Genomic DNA, 25,942 nt, shown 5'->3' with positions numbered 1-25,942 from the left:
CCTGCTCGGTGCCTCTGATGCGGCGCGCGGTGGTTCCGACATGGCGCTCGCCGCGGGCGACCGAGCCCGCGTGCACGCGTTGTGCGTCGTCGAGGTGCTCGGCATCGACGGCGCGGCAGCTTCGGAGGCCGACGGTGCGCAGGCGACGGTGCAGCTCCGGTGGCGGCTGTGGTGAGCAGGTTCGGTGACGCGGCGGCGGTCGAGGCCGCGGCGGCGGCCCTCCGGGTCGGCTCGCAGGCGGCGGAGCGGTCGCGCCAGGAGGCCGCTCGTGCTCGGCCGGATACGTGGACCGGAGCGGCGGCCGACGCGTACGGCTCCGCAGTCGCGAAGACGCTGCCCGAGAGTCTGCGCCTCGCCGACACGCTCGAAGCGGCGGCGGGCACGCTGAGCCGCTACGCGGCGGTGCAGCGCGAGGCGCAGTCGACCTACGAGCAGGCGCAGGGCGATGTCGATCGCGCCGCCCGGGCGCTGCGATCCAACCCGCTCGATATTCCCGCCGCGCTCTGCATCGCGCGCGCCGAGTTCGCGGCTTTCGGGGCCCTCGGGCGGTTGCAGGAGGCGGCATCCGCGGCCGCCGAGGAGCTGCGATCCGCGGTTGGCGAGGAGGGCGACGGGCGGCCGTGGTGGGATCCCTTCGGCTGGTTCAACGACCCCGAGGACCCGGATGAGCGGGTCTCCGACAACATCCTTGACGACGACGCCTTCGACCCCGACGACGTCGCGCAGGGCAGCATCGGCGACTGCTTCATGCTGAGCTCGATCGTGTCGCTGCTCGACACGGACGAGGGCGACGCGTTCATCCGCGAGAACGTGCGCTGGGACCCCGAGAAGGAGGGGTACTGGGTCACGCTCTACTCGAACGGGGAGCCCGAGGAGGTCTTCGTCGAGTACGTCTTCGACAACGGCGCCAAGCAGAGCGACTGGGATTGGTGGATCTTCGGCGCCGACAAGCCCTCGATCGCCGCGCTCTACGAAGCGGCGATCCGCCAGGAGTACGGCTACGACTTCATCGACGGGGGAGTGCCGGCCGAGGCGATGGAGATCATCACCGGTCACCCGGTCGACGTGATCGAGAACAGCAACTACTCCGGCTTGGACTCCGGCCAGGTCGACGAACTGCGAGAGGTGCTCGACGACGGCGGGCAGGTGGTGATCTCGTCGCCCCGGAGCGGCGACCACCAGATCACGGTCACCGACCCCGACGGGAACTCCCGCGAGGTCGATGTCGTGACGTCGCACTCCTACGTGATCACGCGCATCGACCCCGACGGCAGCGTGTGGATGCGCAACCCGTGGGGGCCCGGCAACAGCGCCGACGGCGGAGGCGAGTTCCGCGTCAGCGCCGAGGACGTCGAGGATCTCTTCTGGCGCGCCACCATGACGAACGTCACGGAGTAGGCGTCACGGAGGTGGCGTCACGGAGGTGACGTCACCGAGGTCGCCTCGCAGAAGAGACGCCGATGCACGACGATGCCCCCGGATCCTGAGCGGACCCGGGGGCATCGTTTTCGGAGCGGAGCTCCTCGGCGAGTGCGGACTTGCCTAGCCGATGCGGCGGCGGCGCATCGCGAGCGCGAGCCCGCCGACGAGCCCGCCGGTCAGCAGCAGCGCGGCGCCGAGGAGTGCAACGGGAGCCGTGGCGGCACCGGTCGCGGCGAGACCGGCGTTCCCCGACCCGGCGCCATCAGCAGCCCCGGAGGCACCCGACTCGCCCGGTGCGGGAGCAGCGGCGGCCGCGGCCTCGACGTACCCCTCGAACGCGAAGGTGAGCAGCTCTCCGGTGCCGTTGTCGACGGTGATGATGAAGGAGTACGGCCCCTCGTGCATCGGCGTACCGCTCAGGATGCCCGTCTCCGGGTCGAGGGAGAGACCCTCGGGCAGCGCACCGCTGGTGACGCGGTACGTCGGAGCGGGGTCGGAGTCGACGCCTCTGCTCAGATCGATCTTCAGGTACTTGCCCTGCTGCAGCTGGGGCAGCTTCACCTCGGAGCCCGGAGCCTGCTCCGGCGACTTCACGACGGTGCCGGTGAACTCGTGCGCCACACCCTCGCCGACACCGTTCGATGCGGTGATGGTGAACGCGAACGTGCCCGAGGCCGTGGGCGTTCCGGTGATCGCACCGGTGAGCTCGTTCAGGGTGAGGCCCGCCGGCAGGGTGCCGTCGGTGACCGAGTACGTCGCCGCAGGCGTGCCCTGCGCGAAGACGCCGTCGAGGAACGCCGCGCCGACGCGCAGGTCGCCGAGCGTGGTGTCGACCCAGACGGGGGCGTCGGTCACGATGCCGGTGAGCTCGAGCGGCACGGGATCGCCGATGCCGTTCGACGCTCCGAGCGTCACCGAGTACGCGCCCGGTGTGGTCGGCGTTCCGGTGATCTCACCCGTCTTCTCGTTCAGCGCGAGCCCCTCGGGCAGCGAGCCGGCCAGGATCGAGTACATCGGAGTCGGCGTACCCGAGGCGGTGAACGACGTCGAGACGTCGACGCCGGTCTGCAGTGCGAGGCCATCGTGCTCGTTCCAGACCGGAGCCTGATCGACCACGCCCGAGAACTCGCGGGTGACGTCGTCGCCGATGCGGTTCGTCGCCGTCACGGTGAAGGAGTACTCGCCCGCCGAGATCGGCGAGCCGCTGAACTCACCGGTGATCGGGTTGAGCGAGACGCCCTGCGGCAGCTCACCCGCGGTCACCAGGTAGGTGGGTGCGGGAGTGCCGGTGGCCTCGAGCGTGCCGGTCGCAGCCGCACCGACGATCCAGTGCCCGGGCTCCCCGGTGATCGCGCCGGGGGCCTCGACCACGGTGCCGGAGATGCTGATCCCCTGCGCGCCCTGGGTGTTCGTCGCCAGGAGCACGAAGGAGTACGGGCCCGCCGTGGTGGGCGTGCCGCTGATGCGCCCGGTCGCCTCGTCGAGCGTGAGGCCGTCGGGCAGCTCGCCGGCGCTGATCGAGTAGGTCGGAGCGGGGGTGCCGTTCGCGGTGAACGTCACGTCGAGCGGTGCTCCGACCTGCGGGGTCCAGCCGATGGCGACGTTCCAGTTGGGCGCCTGCTCGACGGTGCCGGTGAACTCTCGTGTCGTCGCCGTGCCAATGCCGTTCGAGGCGGTGACGGTGAAGGCGTAGTCGCCAGGCACGGTCGGGGTGCCGGTGAAGGCTCCGGTCTTGGGGTCGAGCGTCACGCCCGCGGGCAGCGCGCCCGCGGTGACGGTGAAGGCAGGAGCAGGGGTGCCGGTTGCGGCGACGGCTCCATCCGCGGCCTCGCCGACGACGAACGCGTCGGGGCCGCCGGTGATCGGACCGGGTGCCGCGTTGACCGTGCCGCTGACCTCGAGGTCGGCGGTGCCGGTCGGGTTCGTTGCACGGAGGGTGAACGAGTACGCGCCGGGCTCGATCGGGGTGCCCGACACGACGCCGGTGGTGGAGTTCAGCGTGAGGCCCGCGGGCAGGGCGCCGTCGACGACCGAGTAGGTCGGCTTGGTCGCGCCGCTCGCGGTGAAGGTCACCGAGACGGCGTCGCCGGCCACGGGGTTGCCGAGCGACTGCTGCGCCCACACCGGTGCGGCGGGTGCGCCGCAGTCGAAGCCGTTCAGCGGCGTGGAGACCGACGTGGTCTCACCGATGGCGTTCACCTTGGTGACGCTCACCCGCAGCTGGCTGCCGGGGGAGTCGACGAGGTAGCAGGCGTCGCCGGTCGCGCCGGCGATCGGCGTCGCCGGCCCGCCGTTCACCGACTGCGTCCACTGCACGCGGGTCTCCGTGATCGGCGAGCCGCCGTCGAGCCAGGTGCCCTCGTTGAACGAGATGGTGTCGCCCTCGTTGGTGGAGCCGGTGACGAAGGGGAGTCCAGCGTTCACAGGCGCGGTGCGCGCGGCGAGCACGCGGAAGGAGCGCGCGGTGCTCTCGGCGGGCACGTACTCCGCGTTGCCGGCCTGGTTCGCCACGATCGTGCAGGTGCCGACATTGCCGGTGAAGGTCACCGTGGTGCCGTTCACCGCGCAGATCGACGTGGTGCTCGTGCTGAAGGTCACGGCGCCGCCCGGAGCCGTCGCGCCGACCGTGAGCGGGCCGTCCGCGACCACGCGGTCCGAGAGCTGAGCGAAGTCGATCGGGTTGTCGAGGCCGAGCTTGAGCACGTTGTCGATGTACATGTTCGACCCGATGGCGAAGCCGCCGGTCTGGTCGTAGGTGCCGTTGACGAAGCGGAAGCGGTAGGTGCCGTCGGCGGGGATCTTCTTGCTCGAGGTCGTCCAGTTCTGCGTGTTGCCGCGCCCGTACGCGATCAGCGTGTGGTCCGCCGGCGTGCCGTACCCCTGGCCATCGACCCGAACCAGATACGCGTAGATCTCGTAGTCGTCGCTGACGCGCTGCGCCGCCCAGTCGAACGATACGGCCTGGCCGTCCGTCGCGGCGAACGGCTGCGAGTAGACCTCCGGCCCGAACGACGAGCAGTACGTCGTGAGCCCGCCGAACGAGTTGTTGTTCGCGCAGTTGCCGCCCGAGGTCAACTGCAGAGCGCCGGTGCGGTTGAGGAAGGAGACGTTCGAGGCAGAGCCGAACGTCATCGAGCTGGTGCGCTCGTCGCTCTCGCGCTGCCAGCCGATGTTGGTGGCCGAGTAGTTCCAGTCGGTTACGAACTCGTACGGTTCGCCCGACTTCGCGTCGGTGCCGCGCACGGTGTAGGGGCCGATGCCGCTGATGGTGACCGGGCCGCGCTGCGAGCGGCTCGCGAGGTCGCCGAGCGTCACGAGATTGTTGTTCGGGGCCTCGAACTGGATGTTCTCGACGGCTGCGGCTGCGGGCTGCGCCGTGCCGATGAGCAACCCGGAGAAGGCGACGGCGGCCGTCGCGGCGATGGCGATCGCGCGCCCGGCGCGCGATCGCAGACGATGCGTGCGTGCGCGTGGCACGCCGAAGGTAGACAACATGTGCTCCCAGATACCCGTGCGACATGTTGAGTGATCTTCATGCCTGCGTCAACAGTGAAATGTTCGTGATCACTCACGTCCCCCGCGTGAAAGATAGCGGAAGCTGAGAGGCGCACATTTGCACTCCGGGAGAATTCACCCGCGCTTTCACCCGGGGGGCTTCGCCAGAGCGGCGTCAGTCGGTCGCGCCCGCTCGCCGCACGACGTCGGTGAGCGCCTTCCACGCCGCATCCGTCGGGTCGATGAGCGCGTACGACGTGGGCCAGAAGCCGCTCTCCTCGTCGAGCGCCGCGTTCGGGCTCACCCCGAATGTCGAGTAGCGCAGCTTGTCCATCTCCCCGCTGCGGAAGAACACCACGACCTTGCCGTCGCGCGCGTAGCCCGGCTGCCCGTAGTAGAGCTTTGGAGTGAGACCGGGCGCGACATCGGCCACGATGCGGTGTACGCGCTCGGCCATCTGCCGATCCCCGTCGGGCATCGACTCGATCTTCGCGTCGACCTCCGCAGCCTCGGCGGCCGCCTTCTCGGCGCTCTTCGCGCGTTTCGCCTCCGCTTTCAGCTCGGCGGCGCGCGTCTTCATCGCCGCGCGCTCCTCCCGGGAGAACCCGTCGTCGTCTTTCTGCTGCTTCGCCATCATCCACCCTCCGAATCCGCGACGAGCTCGCGTGCGGTTCACGGTAGCGCGACACGCGTCGACCCACAACGGGATGAACTTGACCCGCGCCCTGCCGAGTGGTCGACTGGCACCGGGCGGCGCGGCATTCCGCGCCCCGGCGAGGGGGAACGACATGCTGCGGTGGTGGGCTGCCAAGGACGTTGCAGAAGAGGTGCCGAGCAAGGCCGCTTCGAGCCCGGGCTACATCCCCTGGGGCAACGGGGCGCGCATCAACCCCTTCACGTTCGGTCTGCTGGGTGCGCTCGGCGTGCTCGTGGCGCTCCTCATCGGCGCGATCATCGGGCAGCTCGCCACGGTGCTCGTCTACGTGGGCGTCGCCCTGTTCCTCTCGCTCGGCCTCGACCCGATCGTGTCGCGCATCGAGCGCAAGCTGCCGAGGGGCGCGGCGGTCGCCGTGGTCGTCGGCGCGGTGCTCCTCGCGTTCGCGGGCATCCTGCTCGCGATCGTGCCCGTGCTCGTCAAGCAGATCACCAACCTGGTCGAGAACGCCCCGCTGATGGTCGACGACATCATGCACTCCGACTGGTACGACTGGCTCACCGACCAGCTCGGCACGAATTTCGACAGCGCCATCTCGGGGGCGCTCGACTTCCTGCAGGATCCGACCAACCTCGGTCAGATCGGCGGCGGCATCGTCGCGGTGGGCGCGGGCATCGCGGGCGGCGTGACCGGGGTGATCATCGTGCTGATCCTGACCCTCTACTTCATGGCCTCGATGCGCGCGATGAAGCGGCTCGCCGTGCGATTCGTGCCTGCCTACCATCGCCCGCGGTTCCGGGAGCTGCTCGAGGATGTATCGGGCGCCGTCGGCCGCTACGTGATCGGGCAGGTGAGTCTCGCGCTCTGCAACGGCGTGCTCAGCCTCATCTTCCTCAGCATCATCGATGCGCCGCTGCCCGCACTGCTCGCGCTGCTCGCATTCGTCGGATCGCTGATCCCGCTCGTGGGCACGCTCTCCGCCTCGATCCTCATCTCGGCGGTCTGCCTCGTGAACTCGCCGATGACGGCGCTGACCGCGGGCATCTACTACCTCGTCTACATGCAGATCGAGGCGTACGTGCTGAGCCCGCGCATCATGAGTCGCGCGGTCGCCGTTCCCGGGTCGCTCGTCGTCATCGCCGCTGTGGGCGGAGGTGCGCTCGGCGGCATCCTGGGAGCGCTGGTCGCGATCCCCGTCGCCGCGAGCGTGATCATCATCATGCAGAAGGTCGTGCTCCCGGCGCAGGATCTGAAGCGGCTGCCGCCGGGGGAGCGCCCGGTCGCCGCGCAGGAGGGCACGGGCGATCCCACCGCCGCAGCGCCGAGCGGAGACGCGTAGTCGAGACGCCGGATCGCGCCCCTACTCCACCTGCTCGTTCGATCGCCCGTACGTCTCGAGCAGGCGCAGCCAGATCTCGCTGATGGTCGGGTACGACGGCACTGCGTGCCACAGCCGCTCGATCGGCACCTCGCCGACGATGGCGACCGTGGCCGAGTGGACGAGCTCGTGCACGTCGGGGCCAGCGAAGGTCACCCCGACGAGCACCCCGCGATCCTCATCGACCACCATGCGCGCCGAGCCGCGGTAGCCGTCGGCGTGCAGGCTCGCCCCCGCGATGTCGCCGAGCTCGAAGTCGACGACCCGAGTGCTGAGGCCCTGCTTCTCGGCTGCCGCCGCGGTCAATCCGACGGATGCGACCGGCGGATCCGTGAACGTGACCTGCGGCACCGCGGCGCGGTCGGCCGTCGCGACGTGGCGCCCCCAGGGCTCGTCGCGCAACGCGGTTCCGTTCGCCCGGGCTGCGATCGCGTCACCGGCCGCGCGCGCCTGGTACTTGCCCTGGTGCGTGAGCAGCGCGCGGTGGTTCACATCGCCGACCGCGTACAGCCAGTCGCCCGCGAGCGGCGACCCGTCGGCGCCCAGTACGAGCAGGGTGTCGTCGGTCTCGAGCCAGGCGCCCGGCTCCAGGCCGATGCTGTCGAGGCCGAGATCCGAGGTGCGGGGTACGCGGCCGGTCGCGACGAGGATCTCTTCGGCCTCGACCACGTCGCCGCCGTCCGTCGTGATGCGCACGAGCCCGTCTTCGGTGCGCTCGACGGCGGTCGGCGACGTGTCGAGGCGCAGGTCGACTCCGAGCTCGCGCAGCGAATCGCCGACGAGCTCGCCCGCGAACGGCTCCTGACCCGAGAGCAGCCCGCTCCGCGCGATGACGGTCACCTGCGAGCCGAGCGATGCGAACGCGGTGGCGAGCTCCGAAGCGATCACGCCCCCGCCGACGATCGCGAGTCTCGGCGGGATCTGCTCGGTGCTCGTCGCCTCGCGGTTCGTCCACGGGTTCGCCTCGGCGAGCCCCGGAATGTCGGGCAGAAGCGCCGCCGATCCCGTGGCGACGACGACCGCGTGCCGAGCGCGCAGCACTGACGGCGCCGCATCGGCCGCCGAACCGTTGTCAGCCGGGCGCACCGTGACCTCCCGCTCACCCGTGATGGCGCCGTGGCCGCGCACCAGCTCGATGCCGGCGCTCGCCACCCACTCGACCTGCCCGGAGTCGTCCCACCTGCTCGTGAAGGCATCACGACGACGCAGCACCGCGGCGACGTCGACCGAGCCGCTGACCGCCTCCTTCGCGCCGTCGAGCCGCTGGGCGGCGCGCACGGCCTCGCCGGAACGCAGCAGCGCCTTCGACGGCATGCACGCCCAGTACGAGCACTCGCCGCCCACCAGCTCCGACTCGATCAGGGCGACGGTGAGGCCGCCCTGCACGGCGCGGTCGGCCACGTTCTCGCCGACGGGGCCGGCTCCGATCACGATGACGTCGTACTCAGCAGTCATGATGCTCCTTCTCGATCGCGGCGGTGCTGCACCGGGAATCCGCATGTTACCGTTGTCGCGTGAACAGTGCGAAGCGTACGGCCCTCGGGCGCGGGGAGGTCGTCGGCGGATCATCCGCCCTCGACAGCTGACGCCGCCGCTCGGCGATGCGCGCCATGTCACGTGGCCCCGCCGAGACCCGCTCGCACCCTCGTCGGAGTGCGACGCTTCCATATCATCCCGGGCACTTCGGGAAGCACCCCGTCGCCGACGGTGTCGCTCGTGCTGACGCCTCGCGTCCCGGCCGCCGGAATGCCCCCGTTCGAACAGGTTTCCCTCATGCTTCCACTCACCGCAGCCACCATCCGCTCCAGCTTCGTCAACGCGTCTCGAAAAGAGGTCTCCGTCGCCGGGCTCCCCGACGACCTCGACACCCGAGATTGGGACGCCCTCGACTACTTGGGCTGGCACGACCCGAAGTTCGCCAAACGCGCGTACGTGGTGCTCCCCGCACCAGACGGCACCCCGACCGGCGTCCTGCTCCGTCAGGCCGATGCATCGCCCCAGCGCCGGCAGATCTGCGAGTGGTGCCGCGATCCGCGCCTGATCAACGAGGTGGTCTTCTTCTCCGCCCGTCGCGTCGGGGAGTCCGGGCGCCGCGGCAACACCGTCGGCACCCTTCTCTGCCGCAACTTTCAGTGCTCCTGGGTTGCGCGCACCGACCCGCCGGCGCCGTACGACGGGTTCGATATGTCGGGCGACCGGCAGCGGCGCATCGAGCGGTTGCAGCAGCGCGTCGCAGGTTTCGCCGACATGCTGCTCACGGGGCGCTAGCGAGAGCGTGCCGCCGGGTCTAGCGTTGAGGCATGCGCGCGATCACCATCACCGACGACCATCGACTCGAACTCGCCGACCTGCCTGAGCCCGAGACGGGCGAGGGCGAGATCCTCGTCGATGTCGTCGCGGCGGGAGTGAACCGCGCCGACGTCGTTCAGGCAGCGGGGCACTACCCGCCGCCGCCCGGCGCCTCCGAACTGCCCGGCCTCGAAGTATCGGGACACCGCCGCGATACCGGCGAGGCGGTCGTCGCGCTGCTCGCCGGCGGCGGGTACGCGGAGGTCGTCGCCGTGCCCGAAGCGCAGGTGCTGCCCGCACCCCCGGCCCTCTCGCTCGCGGAGGCGGGCGGCATCATCGAGGTGGCGGCGACCGTCGTGTCGAACCTCGTCATCGAGGGCGGGCTGCGCACCGAACCCGCGGGCGGAGACGGTGGAGCGGCGCCGGAGCCCCAGACCGTGCTGATCCACGGCGGCACCGGCGGGATCGGAACGTTCGCGATCCAGTTCGCGAGCGCCCTCGGGGCGCGCGTGCTCACCACGGTCGGATCGGACGAGGCCATCGACGAGGTCCGCCGCCTCGGGGCTGCGGAGGCCTGGAACCGGCGAACGACCGATGTCGTGGCCGCGGTGCGCGAGGCGGGCGGCGCCGACATCATCCTCGATATCGTCGGCGGCCCCGCGCTCGGAGACAACGTGACGATGCTGTGCGAGTTCGGGCGCCTCGTCATCATCGGCACCCTGGGCGGGTCGACCGGAGAGCTCGACGTCGGCGCGCTCATGGGCAAGCGCGCTCGCGTCATCGGCACCACCGTGCGCTCCCGCGAACCGCACGACAAGCAGCGCATCCTCGAGCGCACTGCCGAACTCGTCTGGCCGCTGATCGAGAACGGGGAGATCACCCTGCCGGTGCACGCGCGGGTGCCGCTCGCCGACGCCGCGCGTGCGCACGAGATGCTGCGGGCCGGCGGGCACCTCGGCAAGGTGATCCTCGATGTCGCGGAGTGACGCGGGGGTCGAGCCGGGAGCTCCGACCTTCGCGGAACCGGCCGTGTTCGCCGACGCCGCGGCATGGCGCGCATGGCTCGAGGTGCACGAGGACGCGCACGACGGTGGATGGGTGGTGCTCGCGAAGAAGGGCACGACCAGCCCCACCTCGCTGAGCTACCAGGATGCCCTCGAGGTGGCGCTCTGCAGCGGGTGGATCGACGGCCAGAAGCAGTCGCGCGACGGGGCCACGTTCCAGCAGCGCTTCACGCCGCGTCGCGCCCGCTCGATGTGGTCGAAGCGCAACGTCGACATCATCGCCCGGCTCGATGCCGAGGGGCTGCTGCGCCCCCGCGGCCGGGCAGAGGTCGAGCGCGCGCAGGCCGACGGTCGGTGGGAGCGCGCCTACGCCGGGTCGGCGACGATGGATGAGCCCGAAGCACTCGTCGCCGCGCTCGCCGCAGACCCGGTCGCGCGCTCCGCCTTCGACGCGTTGAGCCGCAGTGCGCGCTACAGCGCCCTCCATCCGATCGTCACCGCGGTACGGCCGGAGACCCGAGCGCGCCGCATCGCCGCGCTCGTCGAGAGGTTGCGCGAAGCCTGACCGCGGATCCCGACCGCGGCCGCAGGATCCGGGTCGATATCCGGGGTGCCGCCGACCGCGCACTGCCCAGAACTCGACCCCGATTCGGCGTGCGTGCGGGCTGGCGCGGTAGCTGGCGCGCACCGCGCAGCGGCTCCGTGAGGGTTGCGTCAGCATCGGCCTGAACGCCGTATGTATTCCGTGAGGATCGCCGAACCCGCCCATGCACGGGTGTTCGATCGGGAGGTGAGCCCGAGAGACGGGCCCCCCGGCCGCTTCGTCGGCCGGCGCTTCCGGATTGGAGATCCCGTGCTGGATCTGGTCACCGTGCTGGGCATGATCGCGCTGTTCGCGCTCATCGGCGTGCTGGGGAAGGCGGTGGAGAAGCTGTGATCGTCTTCGAAGCACTCGCCGCGATACTCGCCCTGGGTGCGCTCGCCTACCTCGTCGTCGCGCTCGTGAAACCGGAGCGATTCTGATGGCCGGCTCGACTGCACTGATGGCGCTCGCCTCGGTGGCGACGGTCGCCCTCGTGCTCGTCGTGCTGTACCGGCCGTTCGGCGACTACCTCGCCTGGACGTACACGTCGCCGAAGCACTGGCGCGTCGAGCGCGCCGTCTTCCGCGTGATCGGCGTCGACGGGCAGGCCGAGCAGACCTGGCGCTCGTACCTGCGCGGCGTGCTCATCATCTCCTCGGTCGGCGTGCTCATCGTGTACACGCTGCAACGGCTCCAACCGTGGCTGCCGTACGCGCTCGGGCTGCCGGCGCCGTCGGAGCACCTCTCCTTCAACACGGCGGTGTCGTTCGTCACGAACACGAACTGGCAGTCGTACTCGCCCGAGCAGACCCTCGGGTACACGGTGCAGATCGCGGGTCTCGCCGTGCAGAACTTCGTGTCGGCAGCGGTCGGCATGGCGGTGGCGGTCGCGCTGGTGCGCGGATTCGCCGCACGCCGCTCGGGCACGATCGGCAACTTCTGGGTCGACCTGACGCGTGGGACGGTGCGTGTGCTCGTGCCGCTCGCGTCGATCGCCGCCACCGTGCTGGTGCTCGGCGGCGTCGTGCAGAACTTCGCCGGGTTCACCGACGTGACCACGCTCAGCGGTGCCGCGCAGACGATTCCGGGCGGGCCCGTGGCGTCGCAGGAGGCCATCAAACTGCTCGGCACGAACGGCGGCGGATTCTTCAACGTCAACTCCGCGCATCCGTTCGAGAACCCGACCCCCTGGACGAGCCTGGTGCAGATCGTGCTCATGCTGCTGATTCCGTTCAGCATGCCGCGCGCGTTCGGCCGCATCGTCGGCGACACCCGGCAGGGCCTCGCGATCGTGAGCGTCATGGGGATCCTCTACCTCGCGTCGTTCGCCGTGCTCACCGCGATCGAGAGCGCGGGCCGAGGCACCGCGCCGGAGCTCGCCGGTGGAGCGCTGGAGGGGAAGGAGTGGCGTTTCGGCATCGTCGGGTCGACCCTCTTCGCGACGACCAGCACGGGCACGTCGACGGGCGCCGTCAACTCGATGCACGACTCGTACACCGCGCTCGGCGGCATGCTGCCGATGCTGAACATGATGCTCGGCGAAGTGTCGCCGGGCGGGGTCGGATCGGGGCTCTACGCCATGCTGGTGCTCGCCGTCATCGCGGTCTTCATCGCCGGCCTGCTCATCGGCCGCACGCCCGAGTACCTCGGGAAGAAGATCGGCACCCGCGAGATCACGCTCGGAGCGCTGTACATCCTGGTCGCTCCGACCCTCGTGCTCGCGGGCACTGCGCTGAGCTTCGCGCTGCCCGCCGTGCGAGACGACGTCATCTCGACGTCGATCTGGAACCCCGGCTCGCACGGACTCTCCGAAGTGCTCTACGCGTTCACCTCCGCGGCGAATAACAACGGATCGGCGTTCGCCGGGCTCACGGCGAATACCCCCTGGATGAATGCCGCCCTCGGCGTCGTGATGCTGCTCGGCCGCTTCGTGCCGATCGTGCTCGTGCTCGCGCTCGCAGGCTCGCTCGCGGCGCAGGATCGTGTGCCTGCCACGGCCGGCACACTGCCGACCCACCGGCCGATGTTCGCAGGCATGCTCACCGCGGTCACGCTGCTCGTCACCGCACTCACCTTCTTTCCCGTTCTCGCGCTGGGTCCCCTGGCTGAAGGGCTGATGTCATGATCGCCATGCTCCGCGCCGCACTTCCCGGCGCTCTCCGCAAACTCGACCCCCGCCGGCAGTGGCGCAATCCGGTGATGTTCATCGTCTGGGGCGGGGCCGCGCTCACCACCGTGCTCGCCGTCGCCGAGCCGTTCCTGGGCGGTCCCGCCGATTCGGGCGGCTCTCCCGTGCCGGCCTCGTTCACCTGGGCGATCGCCGTCTGGCTGTGGGCGACGGTGCTGTTCGCGAACCTCGCCGAGTCCGTGGCCGAGGGGCGCGGCAAGGCGCAGGCCGACTCGCTGCGTCAGACGCGCACCGCCACGACCGCTCAGCGAATCGCGGGCTACGATGCGCGGAACGACGAGGCGGCGGATCGCGCGAGGCTCGAAGCGGTGGCATCGTCCGAGCTGCGTCTCGGCGACCACGTCGTCGTGCAGGCGGGCGAGCTGATTCCGGGCGACGGCGACATCGTGTGGGGCATCGCGTCGGTCGACGAATCGGCCATCACGGGCGAATCAGCGCCGGTCGTGCGCGAGTCGGGCGGGGACCGCTCCGCGGTGACCGGCGGCACGCGCGTGCTCTCCGACCGCGTTGTGGTGCGCATCACGTCGATGCCCGGCGAGACCTTCGTCGATCGCATGATCGCCCTCGTGGAGGGCGCGGCGCGTCAGAAGACGCCGAACGAGATCGCACTGAACATTCTGCTCGCGAGCCTCTCGATCATCTTCGTGGTCGTGGCGCTCACGCTGAACCCGATTGCGAGCTACGCCGCGGCTCCGGTCAGCGTGACCGTGCTCACCGCCCTGCTGGTCTGCCTGATCCCGACAACGATCGGCGCGCTGCTCAGCGCGATCGGCATCGCCGGCATGGACCGGCTCGTGCAGCGCAACGTGCTCGCCAAGTCGGGGCGCGCGGTCGAGGCCGCGGGCGATGTGACGACGCTGCTGCTCGACAAGACGGGCACCATCACGTACGGCAACCGCCGCGCGAGCGCGTTCCTCCGGCTCGACGGGGTGCGCGAGCAGGAGCTCGTCGAGGCGGCCGCGCGGTCGTCGCTCGCCGACCCGACCCCCGAGGGCGTCTCGATCGTGGAACTCGCGGTCGCCGAGGGCGCCCACTTCGATCGGACACCCGTCGGCGAGATCGTGCCGTTCACGGCGCAGACCCGCATGTCGGGGCTCGATCTGCCCGACGGCACGCGGATTCGGAAGGGCGCGGGCTCTGCGATCGCCGCGTGGGTGGAGCAGGTGCAGCAGGTGCCGGCACCGGTGCGCGCCGAGCTCGAGCAGTGCATCTCAGAGGTCTCCCAGAGCGGTGGCACGCCGCTCGTCGTCGCGGAGCACCGACCGGGAAGCCCGGCTCGCATCCTCGGCGTCGTGCACTTGAAGGACGTCGTCAAGGAGGGGCTCCCCGCGAAGTTCGAGGAGCTCCGGGGCATGGGGATCCGGACCGTCATGATCACCGGGGACAACCCGCTCACCGCCGCCGCCATCGCGCGCGAAGCGGGAGTCGACGACTTCCTCGCGGAGGCCGCGCCCGAAGACAAGCTCGCGTACATCCGCCGCGAGCAGGAGGGCGGCAACCTCGTCGCGATGACGGGCGACGGCACGAACGATGCGCCGGCGCTCGCCCAGGCCGACGTGGGGGTCGCGATGAACACCGGCACGTCGGCCGCGAAGGAGGCCGGCAACATGGTCGACCTCGATTCGGATCCGTCGAAACTGATCGACATCGTGCGCATCGGCAAGCAGCTCCTCATCACACGCGGGGCACTCACCACCTTCTCGATCGCGAACGACATCGCCAAGTACTTCGCGATCATCCCGGCGATGTTCATGGGGGTGTTCCCGCAGCTCGCCGTGCTCAACGTCATGGGTCTGCACTCGCCGGCCTCCGCGGTGCTCTCGGCGATCATCTTCAACGCGATCGTGATCGTGTTCCTGATTCCCCTCGCACTGCGCGGCGTGCGCTTCCGGGCGGGAGGCGCCTCGCAGATCCTCGGTCGCAACCTGGCGATCTACGGCCTCGGCGGGCTCATCACCCCGTTCGCGGGCATCTGGCTCATCGACCAGGCCGTTCGGCTGCTTCCCGGGTTCTGACCGGCGACGATTCGGCCCGCACTCACCGCCCCCATCCCACTCCCCATTGCATAGAAAGCTGTCTCAGATGCACGCACGCACCCGGCTCGCAGGCCGGCCCCAGCTCCGGACCATCGGGGTCGCGCTTCGAGCCATGGCCCTCTGCACGCTCGCCCTCGGCGTCGCCTACCCGCTCGCCATCACCGGGCTCGCGCACCTCGTCGCCCCCGATCGAGCCGAGGGATCGCTCGTGACGGGGCCCGACGGCGGCGTCGTCGGATCATCGCTCCTCGGCCAGGCGTTCGCGGACGACGATGGAGCGCCCCTGCCCGAGTACTTCCAGCCGCGCCCGTCGGCAGCCGGAGACGGGTACGACGGGGCCGCCTCGTCGGGATCGAACCTCGGCCCCGAGAACCCCGACCTCGTCACCGCGATCGAGGATCGGCGCGCCGCCGTCGCGGCCTTCGACGACGTTCCCGAGGCGGCGGTGCCGGCCGATGCCGTGACCGCCTCCGCCTCCGGTCTCGACCCCCACATCAGCCCTGCCTACGCGCGCATCCAGGCCGAGCGGGTCGCCGCGGCCCGGGGCCTCGACACGGGTGAGGTGCTCGCGCTCGTCGCAGCGCACACCCGCTCCGCCGACCTCGGATTCCTCGGACAGCCCCGAGTGAATATCCTGGAGCTCAACGTGGCGCTCGATACGGCGCAGCGCGACACCGAGGAGTGACGATGACGAGACGGGGGCGGCTCCGGGTGCTGCTCGGCGCCGCCCCCGGAGTCGGCAAGACGTTCGCGATGCTCGAGGAGGCGCGGCGGATGCGGGCCGACGGCCTCGACGTGGTCATCGCCTTCGTCGAGACCCACGGACGGCAGGCGACCGCCGCGATGGCCGACGGGCTGCCCGAGGTCGCGCGCACCAGTGCAACGCACCGCGGGGTCCGGCTCGAGGAGATGGACCTCTCCGCCGTGATCGAGCGGAACCCGGCGGTGGCCCTCGTCGACGAGCTCGCCCACACCAACGCGCCGGGCAGCGCTCACGAGAAGCGGTGGCAAGACGTCGAGGTGCTGCTCGAGCACGGGATCGACGTCATCTCGACGCTCAACATCCAGCACATCGAGTCGTTGAACGACGTTGTCGAGCAGATCACCGGGGCCCCGCAGCGGGAGACGGTGCCCGACCGATTCCTGCGCGGCGCCGACCAGATCGAGGTCGTCGACCTCGCACCGCAGGCCCTGCGCGATCGCCTCGCCGGCGGCTCGGTCTACCCTGCGGAGCGCGTCGACGCGGCGCTCTCCAACTACTTCCGCATCGGCAACCTCACCGCGCTCCGCGAACTCGCGCTCCTGTGGCTGGCCGACGAGGTCGACCAGGCGCTCAAGGGGTATCGCGCGGAGCACGGCATCAGGAGCACCTGGGAGGCGCGGGAGCGCGTCGTAGTCGCGCTCACGGGCGGGCCGGAGGGGGAGACGCTGCTGCGGCGCGGGGCCAGGATCGCGGCGCGCTCGGCCGGCGGAGAGCTGCTGGCCGTGCACGTGTCGAGCCAGGACGGGCTGCGCACCGAGCACCCCGCGGCGCTCTCCCAGCAGCGCGCACTCGTCGAGAAGCTCGGCGGCAGCTACCACCAGGTGATCGGCGAGGACGTGCCGACGGCGCTCGTCGAATTCGCCCGCTCCGTGAACGCCACTCAGCTCGTGCTCGGCGCGAGCCGGCGCGGGCGCGTCGTCGCCGCACTCACGGGGCCCGGCATCGGCGCAACCGTCGTGCGCGAATCGGGCGACATCGACGTGCACATGGTCAATCACGCCGAGGGGCCGCGACGGCTCGCCCTCCCGCGACGCACCGGCGCGCTCACCGCGCAGCGCAGGCTGCTCGGCTTCGCGCTCGCACTCGTCGGCGGTCCGCTGCTCACCTGGCTCCTCGCGTCGCTGCGCAGTGATGACTCGATCACGAGCGACGTGCTCAGCTACCAGTTGCTTGTCGTGCTCGTCGCGCTCGTCGGGGGCATCTGGCCGGCGCTCTTCGCCGCGGTGCTCTCCGGGCTCACGCTCGACTTCTTCTTCATCGAGCCGCTGCACACGGTGCACATCCACGAGCCGCTGCACCTGCTGGCGGTGGCGCTGTACGTGGTCATCGCGGTGCTCGTCAGCGTCATCGTCGACCGCGCGGCGAGGTACACGCGCGCGGCCCGCCGCTCGGCCGCCGAAGCCGAACTCATTCAGACGATCGCGGGGAGCGTGCTGCGCGGCGACGATGCGCTGCAGGCACTGGTCGATCGCACGCGGGAGGCCTTCGGGTTGCGCGGAGCGCGACTCGTCGACGCAGGGGGTGCCGTGCTCGCCGCCTCGGGAGAGCCGGCGCCGACGGTCGCAGCAGCGGGTGAGGCGCCCGCTGCCGCCCCCGCCCGACAGCCTGTGCCGCCCGCTCGGGAGTGCATCGACATCGCCGTGGGGGAGGACGCGTCGCTCGAGCTCACCGGCGCCGAGCTCGCGGCCTCTGAGCGCCGCCTCCTCACCGTCGTCGGCTCCCAACTCTCGGCAGCACTCGAGCACCGCCGCCTCGAGCGCACCGCGCGCGAGATCGAGCCGATCGCCGCATCAGACCGGGTGCGCGGCGCACTCCTCTCCGCGCTCAGCCACGATCTGCGGCGTCCGCTCGCCGCAGCGACCGCCGCGGTCGGCGGTCTGCGAGCACCCGGCATCGCGCTGAGCGAGTCGGATCGCGGGGAGCTCCTGGACACCGCTGCGGAGAGCCTCGACGGGCTCGGCGCCCTCGTCACCGACCTGCTCGATGTCACGCGAATCCAGGCCGGCGCGCTGTCGATCCGCGTCGCCCCGACCGACCCCGAAGCGGTCATCGCGCCGGCGCTCGACGAACTCGGGCTGGGGCCGAACGAGGTCTCGCTCGCGCTCCAGCACGGGAACGCCGCGGTGCAGGCGGATCCGGTGCTGCTGCAGCGCGTGATCGTGAACCTCCTCGCGAATGCGTCGCGGTACACGGACGCGGGGGAGCGCATCGCCGTCACCACGAGCACGTTCGCCGACCGCCTGGAGATCCGCATCATCGACCACGGCCCGGGCATCGCCGAAGACAAGTACGACGACATCTTCGTGCCGTTCCAGCGCCTCGGCGACACCGACAACACCTCGGGCCTCGGCCTCGGTCTCGCGCTCTCGCGCGGGTTCGTCGACTCGATGCACGGCACGCTACTGCCCGAGGGCACCCCGGGCGGCGGGCTCACCATGGTGATCTCGCTCCCCGTCGCGCCCGGCCTCGATCCCGTGCCCGGTGCCGATCCCGCGCCCGGTTCCGTTCCCGCGCCCGGTTCCGTTCCCGCGCCCTCTGGAGACGCCCGCTCATGAAGATTCTCATCGCCGACGACGACCCGCAGATTCTCCGCGCGCTGCGCATCACGCTCACCGCCAAGGGATACGACGTGTTCGTGGCGGCCGACGGCGCCCAGGCGATCGCGGCGGCCATCGATCACCGCCCCGACCTCTTCCTCCTCGACCTCGGGATGCCGACGCTCAACGGCATCGAGGTGATCGAGGCCATCCGCGGATGGTCGCAGGCGCCGATCCTCGTGGTCTCGGGGCGTGCCGGCGCGGCCGACAAGGTCGACGCGCTCGACGCCGGCGCCGACGACTACGTGACCAAGCCGTTCGCCATCGAGGAGCTGCTGGCGCGCATCCGGGCGCTCTCCCGCCGCATCGTGCGCGACGAGGCCGTGCCCGTCGTGCGGCTCGGAGACGTTACCGTCGACCTCGCGGCGCGCAGCGTCACGCGCGCGACGCCCGAGGGGGAGCAGCAGATCAGGCTCACGCCGACCGAGTGGCAGGTCTTGGAGCTGCTGATTCGCAACCCCGGCCGCCTCGTCACCCGGCAGACGCTCCTCACCACCATCTGGGGCTCGGAGCACATCGAGGACACGGGATACCTCCGGCTGTACCTGTCTCAGCTGCGCAAGAAGATCGAGGCGGATCCTGCGAACCCCGTCCACCTCATCACCGAGGCGGGCATGGGCTATCGCCTCGAGCACGTCACGGTGTAGCGACCGCCCGCCCCGACCGCCCGCCCGCCCCGCCCCGCCTCGCCGTCCGCCCGCACCGCCCGGCCCGCCGTCCGCACGCCCGCCTCCCTTCTCGAGCGGGGTCGGTTCGGGAGGGTGTCGAGCGCCGCGACAGGGACGACACCCTCCCGAAGCGACCCCGCTGCTGAGGGGAGCGGATGCAGAGGGCGGTGGGGGATGGCGCGTAGTGCATGAACGGCTCGAAGCACACTATTCGGTGTTGCCAAGTAGCGGTACCTAGTGCTACTTTGTACCCGTAGTAAGCGTCACAGAGTAGAGGGGGCTTCGAGTGGCCACGCAGATGACGGAGATGCTGAAGGGCACGCTCGAGGGGATCGTGCTCGCGATCCTCGCCGAGCGTTCGGCGTACGGGTACGAGATCACGGCCTCCCTGCGCGAGCGGGGCTTCGTCGACATCGCCGAGGGCACGATCTACGCGCTGCTCGTGAGGATCGAGCAGAAGGGGTTCGTCTCGGTCGAGAGGGTTCCCTCCGAGAAGGGGCCGCCCCGGAAGGTGTATTCGCTCGACGGCTCCGGCCGCGAGCGGCTCGCCGACTTCTGGGAGTCCTGGGACTTCCTCGCCGCGCACATCGACGCGTTGCGCCCCGCACGGGCTTCGACGCCGGGCGCCCTCGACACGAACCCGCACCGCACGAATGGAGAGAACGCATGACCGCGAAATGGATCGAGACGCTCACGGGCTCCCTCGAAGACAAGAAGCAGTACAAGGCCGCGACGGCGCGCGTCGAAGCGCTGCCCGCGCCGTACCGAGACGTCGCGCGAGCCCTGCAGCGCTACTTCATGTATTACGGCATGGTCAGCGACGGCGAGATGCTGGCGAGAATGGTGGGCGACCACGCCGACCTCTGGGAGCGCGCAGCGCTCGACGGAATGTCCGCGCGCGACATCGTCGGCGATGATCCCGTCGAATTCGCCGAGACGTTCGTCGCCGCGTACTCCGGAAAGCAGTGGATCGACCGCGAGCGCACGCGCCTCCGCGACGCGTTCGCCGCCGCCGAAGCCGTCGACGACCGCGGGAAACGATCATGAGTGCGACACTGACCCGAGCTCCGGCGCTGAGGGTGCGCGGGATCGCGAAGGCGTTCGGCGACACCCCCGTCTTGCGCGGCGTCGACTTCGACGTCGCGGCCGGCACGGTCTTCGCGCTGCTCGGATCGAACGGGGCGGGGAAGACGACGCTGATCCGGATTCTCGCGACGCTGCTGCGGGCGGACTCGGGCCGCGCACTCGTGCTCGATCACGATGCCGAATCGGATCCGGAGGCGGTGCGGCGCGCGATCAGCCTCACCGGCCAGTTCGCGGCCGTCGACGACGTGCTGACGGGCCGGGAGAATCTCCGCCTGGTGGCGCGCTTGCGACGGCTCGACGGGCCGACGCGCGTCGCAGACGAGATGCTGCGCAGGTTCTCGCTGGTCGAAGCCGGCGACCGCCGCGCGGGGGAGTACTCGGGAGGCATGCGCAGGCGGCTCGACATCGCGATGAGCCTGGTGGGGGATCCGCCGATCCTGTTTCTCGATGAGCCGACGACCGGCCTCGATCCGCAGTTCCGCCTCGAGGTGTGGAGTCTCGTGCGCTCACTGGCCGATGCGGGCACCACCGTGCTGCTGACGACGCAGTACCTCGACGAGGCCGAGCACCTCGCAGATCGCATCGCGATCCTCCACGAGGGGCGCATCGTGCAGGAGGGCACCCTCGCCGAACTGCGGGCGCTGCTGCCGAAGCGGCCGCCCGTGCTGATCGAACCCGAGCCCACGCTCGAAGACGTCTTCCTCGCGCTCGTCGCCCCGAGCGCTCCGGAGGACGCAGCGGACCAGGAGGCGCGCTCATGACGACGCACGCGATCGCCGACGCCGGGGTGCTCACCGCGCGCTCGGTGCGGCACATCCTGCGCAGCCCCGACACGATCATCACCACCGCAGTCACGCCGATCGCGCTGATGCTGCTCTTCGTGTACGTGCTCGGCGGAGCGATCAGTACCGGCGGGGCGGGCGCGTACATCGACTACATGCTGCCGGGGATCCTGCTCATCACCGTCGCATCCGGAGTCGCGTACACGGCCTACCGGCTCTTCCTCGACCGGCAGAGCGGCATCTTCGAGCGGTTCAGGTCGATGCCGATCTCGCGCTCGAGCGCGCTCTGGGCCCATGTGGTGACGTCGATGCTCGCGAATCTCGTCTCGGTCGCCGTCGTCGTCGGGGTCGCGCTGCTGATCGGGTTCCGCTCGAGCGCGTCGTTCGGCGCCTGGCTCGCGGTCTTCGGGGTCATCGCGCTGTTCACGCTCGCGCTCACGTGGATCGCCGTCGTCGCGGGGCTCGCGGCGAAGTCCGTCGATGGGGCGAGCGCGTTCAGCTACCCGCTCATCTTCCTGCCGTTCATCAGTTCGGCGTTCGTGCCGACCGATACGATGCCCGGCCCGGTGGCGTGGTTCGCCGAGCATCAGCCGGTGACGGCGATCGTCGATTCACTGCGGTCGCTGCTCGCGGGCGTCGCGGTAGGGGCCGAGATCTGGGTCGCGCTCGCGTGGCTGCTCGCGATCCTGGTGCTCGCCGCGGTCGGCGCCGCGCTGCTCGTGCGGCGCTGACCCTGAGCGCGCGGCGCTCCCCGCGAGCGGGGTCATTTCGGGAGGGTGTCGGGCGCCGCACCAGGTGCGACACCCTCCCGAAGCGACCCCGCTCGCGCGCGGCTCACTGCTTCGGGGTGCTCGCCGGCTCCCAGATGTAGATGCCCTGGCGCTGCTCCTCCTCGTCGCCGGGGCGCAGCGAGATGCCCTTGCGATCGCGCAGCAGCAGCGTCGCGATGAGGCCGACGACCGTCATGCCGACGAGGTAGAGCGTGACCGACATCGAGGTGCCCGTGGTCTGCTGCAGCCACGCGGCGATGGTCGGTGCGAATGCGCCGCCGAGAATCGCGCCGATCGCGTACGAGATCGATACCCCGGAGAAGCGCACGGAGGCCGGGAACATCTCGGAGTACCAGGCCGACTGCGGGCCGTAGGTGAGGCCGAGCCCGACGGTGAGCAGCATCAGCCCGGCCGCGAGCAGCAGGGGGTCCGCCGTGTTGACGAGCGGGAAGAGCGCGAACAGTGCGGCGCCCTGCAGGGTCCAGCCGAGGATGTAGGTGGTGCGCCGGCCGATGCGGTCGCAGATCCAGCCGGCGATGAAGGTCGCGATGAGCCACGTGACGGAGGAGGCGGTCACGGCCCACAGCACCTCGCCGCGATCGAGACCGACGGGCCCCTCGGGGTTGGTGGCGTAGTTCTGCACATAGCCGCCCGTCGTCATGTAGCCGACGGCGTTGTTGCCCGCGAAGACGAGCGCGGCGAGGATCACCAGCGGTGTGAAGCGCGCGAACAGCTTCACGATGGGGGCGCCGGTCTGCTCCTTGCGCTCGGCGATCTCGGTGAAGACCGGGCTCTCCTCGACGCGTCGCCGCACCCAGTAGCCGACGAGGATCAGCACGATGGAGAAGAGGAAGGGGATGCGCCAGCCCCAGTCGAGGAACGCGTCGCCCGGGAAGATGATGTTCATAATGGCGAGCATGGCGCTGGCGAGCAGCAGGCCGATCGGAACGCCGATCTGGGGCATCGCTCCGTAGAGGCCGCGGCGGTCGCGCGGCGCGTGCTCGACGGCCATGAGTACGGCGCCGCCCCATTCGCCGCCCGCGGAGACGCCCTGCAGGATGCGCAGCAGAATGAGCAGGATCGGCGCAGCGACGCCGATCTGGCTGTACGTGGGCAGGAGCCCGATGAGCACGGTCGCCGCGCCCATGAGGATCAGGGTGACGACGAGCACGATGCGGCGCCCGAAGCGGTCGCCGAAGTGACCGGCGAGGAAGGCGCCGAGCGGTCGGAACAGGAAGCTGATGCCCACGGTGAGGAACGAGAGGATCGTGCCGACCCCGGAGCCCGCCGGTTCGAAGAAGAGCTGGCTGAAGACGAGGCCCGCCGCGGAGGCGTAGATGAAGTAGTCGTACCATTCCACGGTGGTGCCGACGACCGTGGCGATGGCGACTCGACGGCGATCGCCGGTTGTGGCGATCGTGCCGGTCGGCGTCAGCGATCCCTGTGCGGATGCTGGTGACATGAAGCACTCCTTTGTGACGAGGTTTCGGCAGTGTTACAAGCCGGATCGCTAATAATATACGATTTTAGATACACTGCCGCAACTCCATCGGTTGCCCGGAGGTCGCCCCGATTTCGCGCTTCGCCGACATTGACTTAACATTTCCAGGTTGTATTCCGGTCGCGCCTGGCCGGCACTCGCACCCGAATCAGTGAGGCATCCTCCCGAAATGAACCCCTCGTCGCACGGCCCAGCCGCCGCACCCTCGAAGCCGGTATCGCCGGAGACTTCGGCAGGATCGGTGCAGCTCGCCCACAAGAAGCTCCGCCCCCGGCACGTGACGATGATCACGCTCGGCGGCATCATCGGCGCGAGCCTGTTCGTGGGGTCCGGCAACGTGATCCGCACCGTCGGCCCCGCCGCGGTGCTCTCCTACCTCATCGGCGGCCTGCTCGTCTTCCTCGCCATGCGCATGCTGGGTGAGATGGCGGCGGCGCGACCGGCGATCGGCTCGTTCATGGAGTACGCGCGCGTCGGGCTCGGCGACTGGGCGGCGTACCTCGTCGGCTGGTTGTACTGGTACTTCTGGGTCGGTGTGCTCGCCTACGAGGCGGTGCTCGGGGGCGAGACGCTGCACGGATGGTTCCCCGCGCTGCCCTCCTGGGTCGGCTCGCTCCTGCTGCTCGCGATCTTCGTGGGCACGAACCTGATCTCCGTGCGCACGTTCGGCGAGGTCGAGTTCTGGCTCGCGAGCGTCAAGGTGCTCGCGATCGTCGTGTTCCTCGGCGCCGGCGTGCTCTTCGCCTTCGGCCTCTGGCCGAACGCGAGCTACTCGATTCCCAACCTCTGGGAGCACGGCGGCTTCGCTCCGAACGGGATCGGCGTCGCGTTCACCGGCGTCGCGCTCGTCATCTTCTCGTACTTCGGCACGGAGATCGCGGTCATGGCTTCGGCGGAGTCGGAGGATCCGGCGAAGGGCATCCGTCAGGCGACCAGCACGGTGATCTGGCGCATCCTGCTCTTCTTCGTCGGCGCCGTGCTCGTGATCACCACGATCGTGCCCTGGGACGAGCTGCCGGAGCCCGTCGACGTCGCCTCTGCGCCGTTCACGTATGTGTTCGAGCTCTTCGGACTGCCGGGTGCGGCCGTCGTGATGCAGCTCGTCATCTTCACCGCGGTGATCTCCGTGTTGAACTCCGGCTTGTACTCGGCGTCCCGCATGTTCTCGTCGCTCGCGGAGCAGGGGTTCGCGCCGAAGTTCGTCGCGAAGAAGGCGAAGAACGGCGTGCCGGTCGCCGCGCTGCTCGCGTCGACGATCGGCGGCGTCGTCGCCACCATCGTGAACTTCGCGGCGCCCGACTCCGGCGTGTTCTCCTTCATCATGAACTCGGCGGGCCTCGTCGCGCTGTTCGTGTACGTCTTCATCGCGCTCACGCAGATGCGCATGCGGTCGCGGATGACTCCGGACGAGGTCGCCGGGCTCAAGCTCAAGATGTGGCTCCACCCCTGGCTGAACCTGCTGCTCATCGCCGCGATCATCGCAGTTCTGGTCATCATGCTCACTACGGAGGACGGGCGCACCCAGGTGTGGACGAGCCTGATCGCGACCGGCGTGCTCGTGGTCTGCTGGCCGCTCGTGCGGCGGGCTCGGGCCAAGCGCGCGAGCGCGGAGGCCTCGGCCGCACTCGAGGCGTAGGGGAGCGGCGGGCGGGCGCGCCGCTCGCCGGTCTCCGTTGGCGTGCGCACCGATCGGTGACACACTGGAAGCGTGGCGGATACTCAGAACGGCCGTGTCGCGGTCTACCTCGACTTCGATAACATCGTGCTCTCCTGGTACGACCGAGTGCACGGGCGCAATTCGTTCGCGAGGGATCGCCAGCGCATCGCGGAGAACCCCTCCGAGCCCGAGATCGCCGAGCGCCTGCAGGCGGCGGTCGTCAATGTCGGCGCGATCATCGACTACGCGTCCTCCTTCGGCACGCTCGTGCTGACGCGGGCCTACGCCGACTGGTCGGCCCCGATGAACGCCGAGTACCGCTCGCAGCTCGTCTCGCGAGCGGTCGACCTCGTGCAGCTCTTCCCGGCCGCGGCCTACGCGAAGAACGGCGCAGACATCCGGCTCGCCGTCGACGCGGTGGAGGACATGTTCCGTCTCGACGACCTGACGCACGTCGTGATCGTCGCGGGCGACTCCGATTACGTGCCGCTGGCGCAGCGGTGCAAGCGCCTCGGCCGGTACGTGGTCGGCGTGGGCGTCGCCGGTTCCACCGCGAAGGCGCTCACCGCGGCGTGCGACGAGTTCGCGTCGTACGACGCGCTCCCCGGAGTCGAGCCCGCGCCGCGCATGGCGGCGCAGCGCGAACGGCGCGAGGATCAGCCGAAGCGCTCTCGAGGTCGAGGCGGTCGGGGCGGGGCTGGGGGCGAGTCGGCGCCCGAGGCGGAGGGCGCGTTCGAGCAGGGGCTCGCGAACGCCCTCGAGGCCGCTGAGGAGGCGGCGAGCGAGGTCGAGCCGGGCGACGCGATCGACTCGGGTGAGGATGCCGAGATCGCGGTGACCGGGCTCCTGATCCGCGCGCTGTGGCTGAGCCAGGACAAGGACGATTCGGGATGGCTCTACAGCTCGGCGGTGAAGCAGCAGATGCGCCGCATGGACCCGTCGTTCAACGAGAAGGCGCTCGGGTTCCGATCCTTCTCCGATTTCTTGAAGTCGCGCTCCGACGTCGCGGAGCTCGAGGAGACCGGGCACGAGCGCCTCGTGCGTCTGCGCGATCAGAGCGCATAGGCG

22 protein-coding genes and 1 pseudogene are annotated in these 25,942 nt (G+C 70.3%); 19 read left to right on the top strand and 4 right to left on the bottom strand.

The window, feature by feature from the left end:
* Positions 1-40: 40 nt before the first annotated feature.
* Together PQI23_RS05380 and PQI23_RS05375 are read left to right on the top strand one after the other, a co-directional pair.
* Entirely contained in the window at positions 41-175 is a 135-nt protein-coding gene (locus tag PQI23_RS05380) for a hypothetical protein (protein WP_339972295.1), read from the top strand.
* Positions 172-1,398: a C2 family cysteine protease gene (locus tag PQI23_RS05375; protein ID WP_339972293.1), complete on the top strand. Its 1,227-nt coding sequence runs from the start codon at positions 172-174 to the stop codon at positions 1,396-1,398. Before PQI23_RS05380 ends, PQI23_RS05375 begins: the two co-directional genes overlap by 4 nt.
* Positions 1,399-1,542: 144 nt before the next feature.
* Here PQI23_RS05375 and PQI23_RS05370 read toward each other — a convergent pair whose 3' ends face one another.
* Together PQI23_RS05370 and PQI23_RS05365 are read right to left on the bottom strand one after the other, a co-directional pair.
* A complete protein-coding gene (locus PQI23_RS05370) occupies positions 1,543-4,899 on the bottom strand; it encodes an Ig domain-containing protein (RefSeq protein ID WP_339972292.1) in 3,357 nt (1,118 codons plus the stop codon).
* A gap of 193 nt (positions 4,900-5,092) precedes the next feature.
* The gene (locus PQI23_RS05365) at positions 5,093-5,551 is read right to left on the bottom strand and encodes a DUF1801 domain-containing protein (protein ID WP_339972290.1); all 459 of its coding nucleotides are present in this window, start codon (positions 5,549-5,551) and stop codon (positions 5,093-5,095) included.
* A gap of 73 nt (positions 5,552-5,624) precedes the next feature.
* Here PQI23_RS05365 and PQI23_RS05360 point away from each other — a divergent pair, with 73 nt between their 5' ends.
* The gene (locus PQI23_RS05360; protein ID WP_339972288.1) at positions 5,625-6,911 is read left to right on the top strand and encodes an AI-2E family transporter; all 1,287 of its coding nucleotides are present in this window, start codon (positions 5,625-5,627) and stop codon (positions 6,909-6,911) included.
* A 21-nt stretch (positions 6,912-6,932) separates the two neighbouring features.
* Here the strand turns inward: PQI23_RS05360 and PQI23_RS05355 are convergent, their stop codons facing one another.
* Positions 6,933-8,405, bottom strand: a complete 1,473-nt coding sequence (locus tag PQI23_RS05355) for a dihydrolipoyl dehydrogenase family protein (RefSeq protein WP_339972286.1) — start codon at positions 8,403-8,405, stop codon at positions 6,933-6,935.
* Between the two features lie 318 nt (positions 8,406-8,723).
* Between PQI23_RS05355 and PQI23_RS05350 the strand changes: the two genes are divergently transcribed.
* The 14 genes and pseudogenes from PQI23_RS05350 to PQI23_RS05285 all read left to right on the top strand — a co-directional run bounded on the left by PQI23_RS05350 (position 8,724) and on the right by PQI23_RS05285 (position 21,677).
* Complete coding sequence (locus tag PQI23_RS05350) at positions 8,724-9,218, top strand: FBP domain-containing protein (RefSeq protein WP_339972284.1); 495 nt, start codon at positions 8,724-8,726, stop codon at positions 9,216-9,218.
* A 32-nt stretch (positions 9,219-9,250) separates the two neighbouring features.
* A complete protein-coding gene (locus PQI23_RS05345) occupies positions 9,251-10,225 on the top strand; it encodes a zinc-binding dehydrogenase (RefSeq protein ID WP_339972282.1) in 975 nt (324 codons plus the stop codon).
* Positions 10,212-10,808 (top strand): YdeI/OmpD-associated family protein, encoded by a 597-nt coding sequence (locus tag PQI23_RS05340; protein ID WP_339972280.1) that lies wholly within the window; start codon positions 10,212-10,214, stop codon positions 10,806-10,808. Before PQI23_RS05345 ends, PQI23_RS05340 begins: the two co-directional genes overlap by 14 nt.
* A gap of 180 nt (positions 10,809-10,988) precedes the next feature.
* Positions 10,989-11,180, top strand: coding sequence for a hypothetical protein (locus tag PQI23_RS05335; protein WP_339972278.1), 192 nt, complete (start codon positions 10,989-10,991; stop codon positions 11,178-11,180).
* Entirely contained in the window at positions 11,177-11,266 is a 90-nt protein-coding gene (locus PQI23_RS05330; RefSeq protein WP_339972276.1) for a potassium-transporting ATPase subunit F, read from the top strand. Before PQI23_RS05335 ends, PQI23_RS05330 begins: the two co-directional genes overlap by 4 nt.
* On the top strand, positions 11,266-12,951 hold the full coding sequence (gene kdpA, locus PQI23_RS05325; protein WP_339972274.1) for a potassium-transporting ATPase subunit KdpA: 1,686 nt from the start codon (positions 11,266-11,268) through the stop codon (positions 12,949-12,951). Before PQI23_RS05330 ends, kdpA begins: the two co-directional genes overlap by 1 nt.
* A gap of 8 nt (positions 12,952-12,959) precedes the next feature.
* A pseudogene (gene kdpB / locus PQI23_RS05320) lies at positions 12,960-15,029 on the top strand (potassium-transporting ATPase subunit KdpB); the annotation flags it as partial.
* A 67-nt stretch (positions 15,030-15,096) separates the two neighbouring features.
* Positions 15,097-15,735, top strand: coding sequence for a potassium-transporting ATPase subunit KdpC (gene kdpC, locus PQI23_RS05315; protein WP_339972270.1), 639 nt, complete (start codon positions 15,097-15,099; stop codon positions 15,733-15,735).
* A gap of 2 nt (positions 15,736-15,737) precedes the next feature.
* The gene (locus tag PQI23_RS05310) at positions 15,738-18,368 is read left to right on the top strand and encodes a DUF4118 domain-containing protein (RefSeq protein WP_339972269.1); all 2,631 of its coding nucleotides are present in this window, start codon (positions 15,738-15,740) and stop codon (positions 18,366-18,368) included.
* Positions 18,365-19,057, top strand: a complete 693-nt coding sequence (locus PQI23_RS05305; protein ID WP_339972267.1) for a response regulator — start codon at positions 18,365-18,367, stop codon at positions 19,055-19,057. Before PQI23_RS05310 ends, PQI23_RS05305 begins: the two co-directional genes overlap by 4 nt.
* Positions 19,058-19,364: 307 nt before the next feature.
* Entirely contained in the window at positions 19,365-19,748 is a 384-nt protein-coding gene (locus PQI23_RS05300) for a PadR family transcriptional regulator (RefSeq protein WP_339972265.1), read from the top strand.
* Positions 19,745-20,125 carry a DUF1048 domain-containing protein gene (locus tag PQI23_RS05295; RefSeq protein ID WP_339972263.1) on the top strand — a complete coding sequence of 127 codons (381 nt, stop codon included), beginning with the start codon at positions 19,745-19,747 and terminating at the stop codon, positions 20,123-20,125. The genes PQI23_RS05300 and PQI23_RS05295 overlap by 4 nt, the downstream gene beginning before the upstream one ends.
* A complete protein-coding gene (locus PQI23_RS05290; protein WP_339972261.1) occupies positions 20,122-20,925 on the top strand; it encodes an ABC transporter ATP-binding protein in 804 nt (267 codons plus the stop codon). The genes PQI23_RS05295 and PQI23_RS05290 overlap by 4 nt, the downstream gene beginning before the upstream one ends.
* Positions 20,922-21,677, top strand: a complete 756-nt coding sequence (locus PQI23_RS05285) for an ABC transporter permease (protein WP_339972259.1) — start codon at positions 20,922-20,924, stop codon at positions 21,675-21,677. Before PQI23_RS05290 ends, PQI23_RS05285 begins: the two co-directional genes overlap by 4 nt.
* 103 nt (positions 21,678-21,780) lie before the next feature.
* On the opposite strand, the gene PQI23_RS05280 is transcribed toward PQI23_RS05285, so the two are convergent.
* On the bottom strand, positions 21,781-23,178 hold the full coding sequence (locus PQI23_RS05280; RefSeq protein ID WP_339972257.1) for an MFS transporter: 1,398 nt from the start codon (positions 23,176-23,178) through the stop codon (positions 21,781-21,783).
* A 208-nt stretch (positions 23,179-23,386) separates the two neighbouring features.
* Here PQI23_RS05280 and PQI23_RS05275 point away from each other — a divergent pair, with 208 nt between their 5' ends.
* Together PQI23_RS05275 and PQI23_RS05270 are read left to right on the top strand one after the other, a co-directional pair.
* The gene (locus PQI23_RS05275; RefSeq protein ID WP_339972255.1) at positions 23,387-24,853 is read left to right on the top strand and encodes an amino acid permease; all 1,467 of its coding nucleotides are present in this window, start codon (positions 23,387-23,389) and stop codon (positions 24,851-24,853) included.
* A gap of 72 nt (positions 24,854-24,925) precedes the next feature.
* Positions 24,926-25,939 carry an NYN domain-containing protein gene (locus PQI23_RS05270; RefSeq protein WP_339972253.1) on the top strand — a complete coding sequence of 338 codons (1,014 nt, stop codon included), beginning with the start codon at positions 24,926-24,928 and terminating at the stop codon, positions 25,937-25,939.
* Positions 25,940-25,942 lie beyond the last annotated feature (3 nt).

The organism is Leucobacter sp. USCH14, assembly GCF_037619215.1.
In the GTDB taxonomy this organism is placed as follows: Bacteria; Actinomycetota; Actinomycetes; order Actinomycetales; family Microbacteriaceae; genus Leucobacter.
This window is presented reverse-complemented; position numbering and strand designations above follow the sequence as displayed.

Coding starts and splice junctions, on each gene's coding strand:
- PQI23_RS05380 (WP_339972295.1), top strand. CDS start 41: ATGGCGCTCGCCGCGGGCGACCGAGCCCGCGTGCACGCGTTGTGCGTC.
- PQI23_RS05340 (WP_339972280.1), top strand. CDS start 10,212: ATGTCGCGGAGTGACGCGGGGGTCGAGCCGGGAGCTCCGACCTTCGCG.
- PQI23_RS05305 (WP_339972267.1), top strand. CDS start 18,365: ATGAAGATTCTCATCGCCGACGACGACCCGCAGATTCTCCGCGCGCTG.
- kdpA (WP_339972274.1), top strand. CDS start 11,266: ATGGCCGGCTCGACTGCACTGATGGCGCTCGCCTCGGTGGCGACGGTC.
- PQI23_RS05275 (WP_339972255.1), top strand. CDS start 23,387: ATGAACCCCTCGTCGCACGGCCCAGCCGCCGCACCCTCGAAGCCGGTA.
- PQI23_RS05355 (WP_339972286.1), bottom strand. CDS start 8,405: ATGACTGCTGAGTACGACGTCATCGTGATCGGAGCCGGCCCCGTCGGC.
- PQI23_RS05295 (WP_339972263.1), top strand. CDS start 19,745: ATGACCGCGAAATGGATCGAGACGCTCACGGGCTCCCTCGAAGACAAG.
- PQI23_RS05280 (WP_339972257.1), bottom strand. CDS start 23,178: ATGTCACCAGCATCCGCACAGGGATCGCTGACGCCGACCGGCACGATC.
- PQI23_RS05345 (WP_339972282.1), top strand. CDS start 9,251: ATGCGCGCGATCACCATCACCGACGACCATCGACTCGAACTCGCCGAC.
- PQI23_RS05285 (WP_339972259.1), top strand. CDS start 20,922: ATGACGACGCACGCGATCGCCGACGCCGGGGTGCTCACCGCGCGCTCG.
- PQI23_RS05350 (WP_339972284.1), top strand. CDS start 8,724: ATGCTTCCACTCACCGCAGCCACCATCCGCTCCAGCTTCGTCAACGCG.
- PQI23_RS05290 (WP_339972261.1), top strand. CDS start 20,122: ATGAGTGCGACACTGACCCGAGCTCCGGCGCTGAGGGTGCGCGGGATC.
- PQI23_RS05310 (WP_339972269.1), top strand. CDS start 15,738: ATGACGAGACGGGGGCGGCTCCGGGTGCTGCTCGGCGCCGCCCCCGGA.
- kdpC (WP_339972270.1), top strand. CDS start 15,097: ATGCACGCACGCACCCGGCTCGCAGGCCGGCCCCAGCTCCGGACCATC.
- PQI23_RS05360 (WP_339972288.1), top strand. CDS start 5,625: ATGAACTTGACCCGCGCCCTGCCGAGTGGTCGACTGGCACCGGGCGGC.
- PQI23_RS05365 (WP_339972290.1), bottom strand. CDS start 5,551: ATGGCGAAGCAGCAGAAAGACGACGACGGGTTCTCCCGGGAGGAGCGC.